Genomic DNA, 10488 nt, shown 5'->3' with positions numbered 1-10488 from the left:
TGTGCGGGTGGGCGGGGCGCGGTTGCGCGGGTGGTTCTCCTTGCGCTGCCCGGGGCCCCCGCCCCCGGGGGGGGGGGGGGGGGTTGGGGGGGGGGTTCGGGGGGGGGGGGGGGGGGGGGGGGGGGGGGTTGTGGGGGGGGGGGGGGGGGGGGGGGGGGGGGGGGGGGGGGGGGTGGGGGGGGGGCCGGGATTCGGGGCTCCGCCCCGGGCCCCGCTCCTCAAGCGCCGGAGGGGCTCGAAAGATGTCCTCGAGCGCCGGACGGGCTGGGATGGTGAGGACGGGCTGGAACTGTGGCCTAAGCCCAGAGCTGGCCCTGCAGCGTTTCGATCGCCGCCTCCGTCGTCTCCGCCGTGTAGACGCCCGTCGACAGGTACTTCCAGCCGCCGTCCGCCACCACGAAGACGATGTCCGCGCTCTCGCCGGCCTTGACCGCCTTCTTGCCCACGCCGATCGCCGCGTGGAGCGCGGCGCCGGTGGAGACGCCCGCGAAGATGCCCTCCTGCTGGAGGAGTTCGCGGGTGCGGGTGACCGCGTCGGCGGAGCCGACCGAGAAGCGGGTGGTGAGGACCGAGGCGTCGTAGAGCTCGGGGACGAAGCCCTCGTCGAGGTTGCGGAGGCCGTAGACCAGGTCGTCGTAGCGCGGTTCGGCGGCGACGATCTGGATGTCGGGGCGGTTCTCGCGGAGGTAGCGGCCGACACCCATGAGGGTGCCGGTGGTGCCGAGGCCCGCCACGAAGTGCGTGATGGACGGGAGGTCGGTGAGGATCTCCGGTCCGGTGGTGGCGTAGTGGGCGCCGGCGTTGTCCGGGTTGCCGTACTGGTAGAGCATCACCCAGTCCGGGTGCTCGGCGCTGAGTTCCTTCGCGACGCGGACGGCGGTGTTGGAGCCGCCGGCGGCCGGCGAGGAGATGATCTCGGCGCCCCACATGGCGAGCAGGTCGCGCCGCTCCTGCGAGGTGTTCTCCGGCATGACGCAGACGATGCGGTAGCCCTTGAGCTTGGCCGCCATGGCGAGCGAGATGCCGGTGTTGCCGCTGGTGGGCTCCAGGATCGTGCAGCCGGGGGTGAGCCGGCCGTCCTTCTCGGCCTGTTCGACCATGTGGAGCGCCGGGCGGTCCTTGATCGAGCCGGTGGGGTTGCGGTCCTCCAGCTTGGCCCAGATGCGGACGTCCTCGGACGGGGACAGCCGCGGGAGGCGGACGAGGGGCGTGTTCCCCACGGCCGCCAGCGGGGAGTCGTACCGCATCAGCGCATGCCGCCGGCGACGGCCGGGAGGATGGTGACGTTGTCGCCGTCGCTGAGCTTGGTGGAGATGCCGTCGAGGAAGCGGACGTCCTCGTCGTTGAGGTAGACGTTCACGAAACGGCGGAGCTGTTCGCCGTCGACGATGCGCTCACGGATGCCGGTGTGGCGGCTCTCCAGGTCGGCGAAGAGGTCGGCGAGGGTGTCCCCGTTGCCTTCGACGGCCTTGGCGCCGTCGGTGTAGGTGCGGAGGATGGTCGGGATGCGGACCTCGATGGCCATGGCGTGGGCTCCTGTCGAAAGCGGGGAGGTGGTGGCGTGGGGCGCGCGCGTTTCTTCCCCCGCGCAGGGGGTGGAGCAGGTGGGTGGCGCGCGGGCCGTGACTCAGGCCGTGCGGCTCACGGGCAGGCTGCGGGCGGGGGACAGATCGCGCTCTTGAGCCTGCACAGGTCGACGTGCAGCCGCGCGACGAGCAGCGTGCCCGGCGTCCTGTTGCTCACGTCATGGGGAACCATGCGGGCATCGTATCGATTCCCGGCCCGGAAACCCGAGTGCGATCCCACATGGTGGATGATGAACGACCGCTATGTGGACAAGTGCCGTCTGATGTGGTCCTCCGGTAGGTAGACCACCGTCGGCGCGCCGGTCTTCGGGTGGGCGCTGACCTCGGCGGCGACGCCGTACACCTCGCTCAGCAGCTCCGCCGTGAGGACCTCCTCCGGTGTGCCGGAGGCGACGACGCGGCCGTCCTTGAGGACGTACAGGCGGTCGCAGTAGTACGCGGCGAGGTTGAGGTCGTGCAGGGCCAGCAGGTTGGTGGTGCCCAGGTTCCGGACCAGGGAGAGGATCTCCAGCTGGTAGCGGATGTCCAGGTGGTTGGTCGGCTCGTCCAGGACGACGAGCGCGGGCTGCTGGACCAGCGCGCGGGCGACCAGGGCCCGTTGGCGTTCGCCGCCGGAGAGGGAGGCGAAGGTACGGGGTTCGAGTGCGGCGATTCCGACGCGGTTCAGGGCCTCGGCGACGAACACGGTGTCGGCGGCGTTGTCGGCCTCCCAGAACCGCTTGTGCGGCGCGCGGCCCATGGCGACGACCTGGCCGACGGTGAGTTCGAAGCCCGCGTGGCTCTCCTGCGGGACGGTGGCGATGCGCTGGGCGCGGGCCTTGACGGGGAGGGTCGCGAGGTCGTCGCCGTCGAGGAGGACGCGGCCGTGGGTGGGGCGCAGGGTGCCGTAGACGCAGCGCAGGAGCGTGGTCTTGCCGCTGCCGTTGGGGCCGACCAGGCCGACCGTCTCGCCGTCGGCGGCGGTGAGGTCGACCGCGTCGACCAGATGGCGGCCTTCGCCGGTCCCGTACGAGAGTGCCTCGGTGCGCAGCGTGGTCACGGGCGGGCTCCTTCGGGCGTGCGTACGGCTCTCATGCCGGCGCTCCTTCCGGCCTGCGCCGCAGCATCCACAGGAAGAACGGGCCGCCGGTCAGTGCGGTGAGGACGCCGACCGGGATGTCCTGCGGGGCCGCGAGCGTGCGGGCGGCCAGGTCGGCGAGGACCAGGAACACCGCGCCGCCGAGCGCGACCACCGGCAGCAGCGCGCGGTGCGCGGCGCCGACCGCCATCCGGGCCATGTGCGGGACCATCAGGCCGACGAAGCCGATCGCTCCGCTGTACGCGACGAGCGCTCCGGTCATCAGCGAGGCGAGGACGAAGACGGCGGCCCGGAAGCGGGCGGTGTCCAGGCCGAGTACGGTCGCTCCCTCCTCCCCCACCAGGAGCAGGTCGAGCGGCCGGGCCAGGGTCAGGAGTACGGCCGTACCGGCGATGAGCGTGATCGTCGGGAGCGCGAGCATGTCCCAGCGGGCCGCGCCGAGGCCGCCGAGCGTCCAGTAGAGGACTTCCTGGAGGTGGTCGGCGCGGGCGGAGGTGACCAGGATCAGGCTGGTGAGCGCGGAGAGGATGTAGGAGACGGCGACTCCGGCGAGGACGAGCCGGTTGGTGGTGAGGCCTCCGCCGCCGCGCGCCAGCGTGTAGACGAGGAGCAGCGAGAGCAGCGCGCCGGCGAAGGCGGCGGCCGGGACCGTGACGGTGGTGGCGAGGGACGCGCCGATGCCGAGGACGATGACCAGGACCGCGCCGGTGGAGGCGCCGGAGGAGACGCCGAGGAGGAACGGGTCGGCGAGCTGGTTGCGTACGAGGGCCTGGAGGACCGTGCCGATGACGGCGAGTCCGGCGCCGACGACGATGCCGAGGATGACCCGCGGCAGCCGGACGTCCAGGACGATCGTGCGGAACGGGCTCGCCTCCGCCCGGCCGGTCAGGATGTCGATGACCTGGCCGGGCGGGATGCGGACGGAGCCGAGGGCGAGAGCGGCGACCACGGCGGCTGCGAGGAGTGCGGCGAGGACGCCGACGACCAGGGTGTAGCGGAGCAGCCGCCGCGGTGCGGAGGTGCGGCAGGTCACGAGGTGGTGGCCGCCGGGTGGAGCTGGGCCGCGAGCTTCTCGACGGCGGCGGGGACGCGGACGCCGAGGACCGCGTCGGAGAGCGGCATCACCGCGAAGCGCTTGTTCTTGATGGCCGGGATGTCGGCGAGGGCCGGGTCGGTGAGGAGGCGCTTCTTCTTCTGTTCGACGGTGGTGGAGCCGTAGTCGTAGATCACGATCGCCTCGGGCTTGCGGGCGACGACGTTCTCCCAGGAGGCGTCGCCGAAGGACTTGTCGAGGTCGGCGAAGATGTTGGTGCCGCCGGCGCGCTTGATCAGCTCGTTGCCGATGCCCTTGCCACCCGCGGTGAACGCGGTCTTGTCGCCGCTGTCGTAGACGAAGACGGAGAGCGGCTTCAGCTCGGCCAGCTTCTTCGCGGTGGCCGCGTTGTCGGCCTTGGCCTGCTTGATCCAGGCCTCGGCGCGGTCGGTGACGCCGAAGGTGCGGCCGACCTCGCGGATCTCCTCGTAGAGGGTCTCCATCGGGGTGTCTGCCTTGGCGCAGCTCTCGGTGTTGAGCCGGGTCTCGATGCCGGACTTCTTGAACGCCTCGCGGCCTCGGCCGTCGCCCGCCGTGAAGGCGCTGCTGTAGCCGCCGTAGACGAAGTCGGGGTTGGTGGCGAGGACCTGCTCGTAGGAGGGGTACTCCTCGGCGACGACCGGGACGGAGGCGTAGTCCTTCGCGTACTTCGGCAGGACCTGGTCGTCGAGGTAGGCGGTGCCGATGAGGGACTTGGTGAGGCCGAGCTCCAGCATGATCTCGGTGACGTGCTGGTTCATGGTGACCACGCGCTTCGGCGGGGCCTTGTACGTGGTGGTGACACCGCAGTTGGTGACGGTGTACGGGAAGCCGTCGCTCTTCGCCGCGGCCTCGGGCTCGCTCCTGGCGTCGGGGCTCTGTGAGGTGGAGCAGGCGGTGAGGGCGAGCGGGAGCAGCACGGCGGCGGCTATGAGCGCGGGGGTGCGCCGGGACATGGCGGGGCCTCTCCGGGGGATTTCCGCGTCCCCTGGTCGATGCGAGAAGGCAGCGGGCCAGTTCCTGGCTTCCGGGCCGCCGTCCGCGTACGGAGTCCGTACGGGAAGGGGGCCTGGTCACAGTGGCGGGACCGTGCCGGATTCGCACCGGCTTCCTGGTTCCCGCTGCCTTGTGTTCGGGTCTGGGGTGCAGTGTGCCAGACCCGTCCGGCGGGTCGGCGGGGCCCCCGGAGGGCGCGCTACCGCTCAGTACGCCTCGACGACCCGCACGTCTTCCTCGGTGATCTCGCCGTCCACGATGCGGTACGAGCGGAACTGGAAGGGGCCGGAGCCGTCGGTGTCGGCGGTGGAGACCAGGACGTAGTGGGCGCCGGGCTCGTTGGCGTACGTCACGTCGGTGCGGGACGGGTAGGCCTCGGTCGCGGTGTGCGAGTGGTAGATGATCACGGGCTCCTCGTCGCGGTCGTCCATCTCGCGGTACAGCTTGAGGAGGTCGCCGGAGTCGAACTCGTAGAACGTGGGCGAGCGGGCGGCGTTGAGCATCGGGATGAAGCGCTCGGCGCGCCCGGTCCCGGCCGGTCCCGCCACCACACCGCACGCCTCGTCGGGGTGGTCGGCGCGGGAGTGGGCGACGATCTGGTCGTGGAGCGCCTGGGTGATGGTCAGCATGGCGCCAGGATAGGCATGCGGCCCTCTCCGTACCGATGGGTGGTACGGAGAGGGCCGCATGGTGGACACCCGGGGCCGTGGGGGGAGGGTGAGCGGCCGGGGCGTCCGGGAGGAGGGCCGGTCGTGGGCCCGTGGTCGTCGGGCCCGCCCTAAGCCTGGGTCAGCGCTTGGCGAAGGCGGTGTTCTCCGGGTCGCGCGACTTGAGCACGAGGTAGGAGACGCCTAGGAGGAGCGCCCAGACCGGAGCGCAGTAGAGCGAGATCCTGGCCTCCTCGTCGACCGCCATCATCACGATGACCATGCCGATGAAGGCGAGCGCGAACCAGCTGGTGTACGGGGCTCCCGGCGCCTTGAACGAGGACTGCGGGACCACGCCCCGGTCGGCGAGGCGGCGGTAGCGGATCTGGCTGAACAGAATCATGATCCAGGCCCACATGCCGGAGATGGTCGCGAAGGAGACGACGTAGTTGAACGCCTCGCCCGGCCACTGGTAGTTGATCCAGACGCCGACGAGCATCAGCGCCGCGGAGAAGGTGGTGCCGACGAGCGGCAGGCCGTTCTTCGTCAGCTTGGTGAAGGCGCGCGGGCCCTGTCCGTTCATGGCCAGGTCGCGGAGCATGCGGCCGGTGGAGTACATGCCGGAGTTGCAGGAGGAGAGCGCCGCGGTCAGGACGACGAAGTTGACGATGGCGGCACCGATGCCGAGCCCCATCTCCTCGAAGGCCTTCACGAACGGCGAGACGCCCGGCTTGAAGGTGGACCACGGCACGACCGACAGGATCATGATCAGCGCGCCGACGTAGAAGACGGCGATGCGCCACGGCACGGTGTTGATGGCCTTCGGCAGCACGGTCTTCGGGTCCTTGGACTCTCCGGCCGTGACGCCGACGAGTTCGACCGCGAGGAAGGCGAACATGACGATCTGGAGCGTCATCAGCATGCCGCCGACGCCGTTCGGGAAGAACCCGCCGTCGTTCCAGAGGTTGGAGACGGTCGCGGTGTCGCCCGCGTCGGAGAAGCCGAGGGTCAGCACGCCGGCGCAGATGAGGATCATGCCGACGATCGCGGTGACCTTGACCATGGAGAACCAGAACTCCAGCTCACCGAAGAGCTTCACGGAGATCAGGTTGGCGCCGTAGAGAATGACGGTGAAGACGAGTGCGGACAGCCACTGCGGAATGTCCCACCAGTACGTCATATAGGTGGCGGCGGCGGTGACTTCGGTGATTCCGGTGACGACCCAGAACAGCCAGTACGTCCAGCCGGTGACGAATCCGAAGAACGGCCCGATGAATTCGCGGGCGTACTCCGAGAAGGAGCCGGAGACCGGGCGGTACATGAGCAGTTCACCCAGGGCCCGCATGATGAAGAAGATGACCAGGCCCGCGAGGACGTAGGCCAGGATGAGGCTGGGTCCGGCCCGGTCGATCGCCTTGCCCGCGCCGAGGAAGAGCCCGGTACCGATGGCTCCGCCGATGGCGATCATCTGGATCTGACGGGCGCCCAGACCTCGCTGGTACCCCTCGCCACCGGTCTCGGCCTCGCCGGCTTCCGCGCCGGGCCTTCCCTTGTCGGCCTGTCCCTCGTCGACCTGTGCCGATGTCATGTGTGGTGCGCCTTTCTCCACGCCGATCCGCGCCGTCAAGGCCGCGGATCAGGTCCTGATCCCCCGGATATGGATGGAGTGCCACCGGCGTTCGGCCGGCTGGTGGCGACCCCGGGAACAGGGGTGGCGTTCCCGGGCGATCGTGAAGATTTATCACGGCCCTCACAGGACACCATGGGACATTCTGTGGCGCACTCCACAGATAAATGCGGACAAGAAACTCCATCCACCACGAACGGCGCTTATGTCTTGGCGGGATCATTACCCGGATCTGAGCGTCCGTTGAGCGAACACGGAGGCCTCGCCGATCGGGGCCGGAGGATTACGGCATCAGTGTTTCGACGAGCGTTTCCTGGAGCGCGCCGAGCCAGAGATAGGCCATCACCATCGGCTTGCGCGGGTCGCTGTCCGGGAGCCGGTAGAGCGAACCGTCCTCGCCCTCGTCCTCGTCGGAGACCTCCAGCCGGGCGCCGATGGTGAGGCGCAGGTCGTTGAGCGAGCCGAGCCAGGAGCGGCACTCGACGGCGGTGAGCGTGAGGACGGCTCCGCCGTCGCCGACGGGCGCCAGGGCGTCGAGCGTCCGGACCACGGCGAGGGCGTCCTCGCGTTTGCGGGAGCGCAGGTCGTTCTCGGTGAACCGGCGGAACTCGGCGGACAGCTCCCGCAGCTCCTCCTCCGACTTGTCCTCGGGGGCCGAGCCTGCGGGGCCGCCGTACGCGTCCGGGAAGAGGCGGGCCAGGGCCGGGTCGGACGGCGGCTTGCTGGGGCCCTCGGCGAAGAGCGCGGCGAGCGGGTCCTCACCGTCGGCGGGCTCGTCACCCGGGCCGATCAGTTCGAGCAGCTGCACGGCGAGGGAGCGGAGGATCGAGATCTCGACCTCGTCGAGCGCGACGGCCGCGCCGCCGCCGGGGGTGGCCTCGAAATGGCCGGCCATGGATTCTCCGATGGTGGGTCGTACGGGGCGGGTGGCAGGGACGCCGGGGGCGGCTAGTTGCGGTCCTGGGTGAGAGTGGCCCACAGTCCGTAACCGTGCATGGCCTGGACGTCGCGCTCCATCTCCTCGCGGCTCCCGCTGGAGACGACGGCGCGGCCCTTCTGGTGCACGTCGAGCATGAGCTTGTGCGCCTTGTCCTTGGAGTAGCCGAAGTAGGCCTGGAAGACGTAGGTCACGTAGCTCATGAGGTTGACCGGGTCGTTGTGGACGAGCGTCACCCACGGGACGTCCGGCTCGGGGACCGCGAAGGTCTCCTCGGCGGATTCAGGACGTTCGATCTCTACGGGGGTAGCAACGCTCACCTGTCCCATGCTGCCACCCGGGCGGGCCCGGTGCACAAACGGACCCCACATCTCGTCAGTTTGACGAATAGGGGGTAGCATCCCAGCCATGAACTCAGCGGACCTCGGGCGACGGGTCGGCGTTCCGTCGACCGCGCTCTTCACCGACCAGTACGAGCTGACCATGGTGCAGGCGGCCCTCAAGGCGGGCACCGCCGGCCGGCACTCCGTCTTCGAGGCGTTCACCCGCCGGCTGCCCGAGGGGCGGCGGTACGGAGTCGTCGCGGGCACCGGGCGGGTGCTGGACGCGGTGGAGAACTTCCACTTCGACGACGAGATGATCGGCTTCCTGCGCCAGCAGGACATCGTGGACGAGCCGACCCTGGAATGGCTGGCCGGATACCGCTTCAGCGGCGACATCTGGGGCTACCCGGAAGGCGAGGTGTACTTCCCGGGCTCGCCGATCCTGCGCGTGGAAGGGTCCTTCGCGGAGTGCGTGCTGCTGGAGACGGTGATCCTCTCCATCCTCAACCACGACTCCGCGATCGCGGCCGCCGCCTCGCGCATGTCGGCCGCGGCCGGCGGGCGCCGGCTGATCGAGATGGGCGCGCGGCGGACGCACGAGCTGTCGGCGGTGGCCTCGGCGCGTGCGGCGTACGTCGGCGGGTTCGACGCCACCTCGGATCTGGCGGCCGGCTTCCGGTACGGGATTCCGACGGTCGGCACCAGCGCGCACGCCTTCACGCTCCTGCACGACACCGAGCGGGACGCGTTCCGGGCGCAGGTGGACTCGCTGGGACGCGGGACGACGCTGCTGGTGGACACGTACGACGTGACCGAGGCGGTGCGCGCGGCGGTGGAGATCGCGGGGCCGGAGCTCGGGGCCGTACGGATCGACTCCGGTGACCTGCTGCTGGTCGCGCACCGCGTGCGGCAGCAGCTGGACGAGCTGGGAGCGACGAGCACGAAGATCGTGGTGACGTCGGACCTGGACGAGTACGCGATCGCCTCGCTGGCGGCCGCGCCGGTGGACGCGTACGGGGTCGGGACGCAGCTGGTCACCGGAAGCGGGCACCCTACGTGCTCGATGGTCTACAAGCTGGTGGCTCGGGCCGGGTCGGCGGAGGCGGATGCTCCGCTGGTGCCGGTGGCGAAGAAGTCGATGGGGGCGAAGTCGTCCAAGGGCGGTCGCAAGTGGGCCGCGCGCCGGACCGACGAGGACGGTGCCGCCGAGGCCGAGGTGATCGGCACCGGGCCCGTGCCGGAGGAGCTGGCCGGGCGGGAGCTGCTGGTGGAGCTGGTGCGGGACGGGGTCGTGGTGGCTCGGGAGCCGTTGGAGGCGGCTCGGGAGCGGCATGTCTCCGCCCGGGCCGGGCTGCCCATGTCGGCGATGCAGTTGTCTCGTGGCGAGCCGGTGATCGGGACGGAGTACGTGTGAGGCCCCGGGCCTCGGAAGGGTCCCGGGCCTCGGAAGGTGCGGGAGCCTCGCCGCGCCGGTTCCGTCCTCAAACGCCGGACGGGCTGGAATGGGCGCCCCACGGGCGGGAGTGGGTAGGGGTTGATTGTCAGGCCCTAGTCTCTACGCTCGTCGGCACCCCCGTGAACGTTGAACATCTCCGCTCTCTCCCCACCTAAGGACACCCGCCATGCACCGCGCATTGATCGTCGTGGACGTTCAGAACGACTTCTGCGAAGGCGGCAGCCTCGCGGTGGCGGGTGGTGCCGATGTCGCCGCCGCCATCACCGACCTCATCGGTGAGGCCCAGCCCGGCTACCAGCACGTGGTCGCCACCCGGGACTGCCATGTCGACCCCGGTGACCACTTCTCCGAGACCCCGGACTACGTGGACTCCTGGCCGGTGCACTGCGTCGCCGGTACGGAAGGCGTCGGGTTCCATCCGAACTTCGCGCCCGCCGTCGCCTCCGGGGCCATCGACACCGTCTTCGACAAGGGCGCCTACGCGGCCGCGTACAGCGGTTTCGAAGGCGCCGACGAGAACGGTATCGGCCTCGCGCAGTGGCTGCGCGACCGGTCCGTCACCGAGGTCGACGTAGTCGGCATCGCCACCGACCACTGCGTACGGGCCACCGCGCTGGACGCGGCCCGCGAGGGCTTCGTCACCCAGGTGCTGCTCGACCTGACCGCCGGAGTCGCGCCGGCGACCACCGAGAAGGCCCTGGACCAGCTGCGCACGGCGGGCGTGAAGCTCTCCGGCAAGCCGGTCGTCGCCGAGGCCCTGTAGCCG

General features: G+C 70.4%; 12 protein-coding genes and 1 riboswitch. Of the genes, 2 read left to right on the top strand and 10 right to left on the bottom strand.

The genetic code is table 11. From position 1 onward, the window contains the following. Window positions 1–296: 296 nt before the first annotated feature. The 10 genes from ABZ267_RS31930 to clpS all read right to left on the bottom strand — a co-directional run bounded on the left by ABZ267_RS31930 (window position 297) and on the right by clpS (window position 8272). A complete protein-coding gene (locus ABZ267_RS31930; RefSeq protein ID WP_356754099.1) occupies window positions 297–1247 on the bottom strand; it encodes a cysteine synthase in 951 nt (316 codons plus the stop codon). Beyond that, window positions 1247–1525 (bottom strand): MoaD/ThiS family protein, encoded by a 279-nt coding sequence (locus ABZ267_RS31925; RefSeq protein WP_006124874.1) that lies wholly within the window; start codon window positions 1523–1525, stop codon window positions 1247–1249. Before ABZ267_RS31925 ends, ABZ267_RS31930 begins: the two co-directional genes overlap by 1 nt. 116 nt (window positions 1526–1641) lie before the next feature. Further along, the gene (locus ABZ267_RS31920; RefSeq protein ID WP_309544402.1) at window positions 1642–1758 is read right to left on the bottom strand and encodes a putative leader peptide; all 117 of its coding nucleotides are present in this window, start codon (window positions 1756–1758) and stop codon (window positions 1642–1644) included. A gap of 69 nt (window positions 1759–1827) precedes the next feature. Next, complete coding sequence (locus ABZ267_RS31915; RefSeq protein WP_356754096.1) at window positions 1828–2625, bottom strand: ABC transporter ATP-binding protein; 798 nt, start codon at window positions 2623–2625, stop codon at window positions 1828–1830. Window positions 2626–2656: 31 nt separating this feature from the next. Beyond that, complete coding sequence (locus tag ABZ267_RS31910) at window positions 2657–3697, bottom strand: iron ABC transporter permease (protein WP_356754094.1); 1041 nt, start codon at window positions 3695–3697, stop codon at window positions 2657–2659. Then, the gene (locus tag ABZ267_RS31905) at window positions 3694–4692 is read right to left on the bottom strand and encodes an ABC transporter substrate-binding protein (RefSeq protein ID WP_356754092.1); all 999 of its coding nucleotides are present in this window, start codon (window positions 4690–4692) and stop codon (window positions 3694–3696) included. Before ABZ267_RS31905 ends, ABZ267_RS31910 begins: the two co-directional genes overlap by 4 nt. 37 nt (window positions 4693–4729) lie before the next feature. Next, window positions 4730–4893: riboswitch (cobalamin riboswitch) on the bottom strand. A 45-nt stretch (window positions 4894–4938) separates the two neighbouring features. Further along, a complete protein-coding gene (locus ABZ267_RS31900) occupies window positions 4939–5361 on the bottom strand; it encodes a M67 family metallopeptidase (RefSeq protein ID WP_356754090.1) in 423 nt (140 codons plus the stop codon). Window positions 5362–5521: 160 nt separating this feature from the next. After that, the gene (locus ABZ267_RS31895; protein WP_356754089.1) at window positions 5522–6967 is read right to left on the bottom strand and encodes an amino acid permease; all 1446 of its coding nucleotides are present in this window, start codon (window positions 6965–6967) and stop codon (window positions 5522–5524) included. A 322-nt stretch (window positions 6968–7289) separates the two neighbouring features. Next, on the bottom strand, window positions 7290–7901 hold the full coding sequence (locus ABZ267_RS31890; protein WP_356754087.1) for a DUF2017 domain-containing protein: 612 nt from the start codon (window positions 7899–7901) through the stop codon (window positions 7290–7292). A gap of 53 nt (window positions 7902–7954) precedes the next feature. Continuing rightward, window positions 7955–8272, bottom strand: a complete 318-nt coding sequence (gene clpS / locus ABZ267_RS31885; RefSeq protein ID WP_356754085.1) for an ATP-dependent Clp protease adapter ClpS — start codon at window positions 8270–8272, stop codon at window positions 7955–7957. A 79-nt stretch (window positions 8273–8351) separates the two neighbouring features. Between clpS and ABZ267_RS31880 the strand changes: the two genes are divergently transcribed. Both ABZ267_RS31880 and ABZ267_RS31875 read left to right on the top strand, forming a co-directional pair. Further along, window positions 8352–9680 carry a nicotinate phosphoribosyltransferase gene (locus ABZ267_RS31880; protein WP_356754083.1) on the top strand — a complete coding sequence of 443 codons (1329 nt, stop codon included), beginning with the start codon at window positions 8352–8354 and terminating at the stop codon, window positions 9678–9680. Between the two features lie 208 nt (window positions 9681–9888). After that, on the top strand, window positions 9889–10485 hold the full coding sequence (locus ABZ267_RS31875) for an isochorismatase family protein (RefSeq protein ID WP_356754081.1): 597 nt from the start codon (window positions 9889–9891) through the stop codon (window positions 10483–10485). Window positions 10486–10488: the final 3 nt, after the last annotated feature.

The sequence above is a fragment of the Streptomyces sp. NPDC006174 genome (assembly GCF_040614075.1).
Classification (GTDB): domain Bacteria; phylum Actinomycetota; class Actinomycetes; order Streptomycetales; family Streptomycetaceae; genus Streptomyces.
Note: the sequence above shows the minus strand (reverse complement) of the source record. Positions and strands in the feature narration are given on the sequence as shown.

Excerpts from the sequence above, each read along its gene's own strand:
- ABZ267_RS31930 (WP_356754099.1), bottom strand. The coding sequence starts at position 1,247 with ATGCGGTACGACTCCCCGCTGGCGGCCGTGGGGAACACGCCCCTCGTC.
- ABZ267_RS31925 (WP_006124874.1), bottom strand. The coding sequence starts at position 1,525 with ATGGCCATCGAGGTCCGCATCCCGACCATCCTCCGCACCTACACCGAC.
- ABZ267_RS31920 (WP_309544402.1), bottom strand. The coding sequence starts at position 1,758 with ATGGTTCCCCATGACGTGAGCAACAGGACGCCGGGCACGCTGCTCGTC.
- ABZ267_RS31905 (WP_356754092.1), bottom strand. The coding sequence starts at position 4,692 with ATGTCCCGGCGCACCCCCGCGCTCATAGCCGCCGCCGTGCTGCTCCCG.
- ABZ267_RS31900 (WP_356754090.1), bottom strand. The coding sequence starts at position 5,361 with ATGCTGACCATCACCCAGGCGCTCCACGACCAGATCGTCGCCCACTCC.
- ABZ267_RS31895 (WP_356754089.1), bottom strand. The coding sequence starts at position 6,967 with ATGACATCGGCACAGGTCGACGAGGGACAGGCCGACAAGGGAAGGCCC.
- ABZ267_RS31890 (WP_356754087.1), bottom strand. The coding sequence starts at position 7,901 with ATGGCCGGCCATTTCGAGGCCACCCCCGGCGGCGGCGCGGCCGTCGCG.
- clpS (WP_356754085.1), bottom strand. The coding sequence starts at position 8,272 with ATGGGACAGGTGAGCGTTGCTACCCCCGTAGAGATCGAACGTCCTGAA.
- ABZ267_RS31880 (WP_356754083.1), top strand. The coding sequence starts at position 8,352 with ATGAACTCAGCGGACCTCGGGCGACGGGTCGGCGTTCCGTCGACCGCG.
- ABZ267_RS31875 (WP_356754081.1), top strand. The coding sequence starts at position 9,889 with ATGCACCGCGCATTGATCGTCGTGGACGTTCAGAACGACTTCTGCGAA.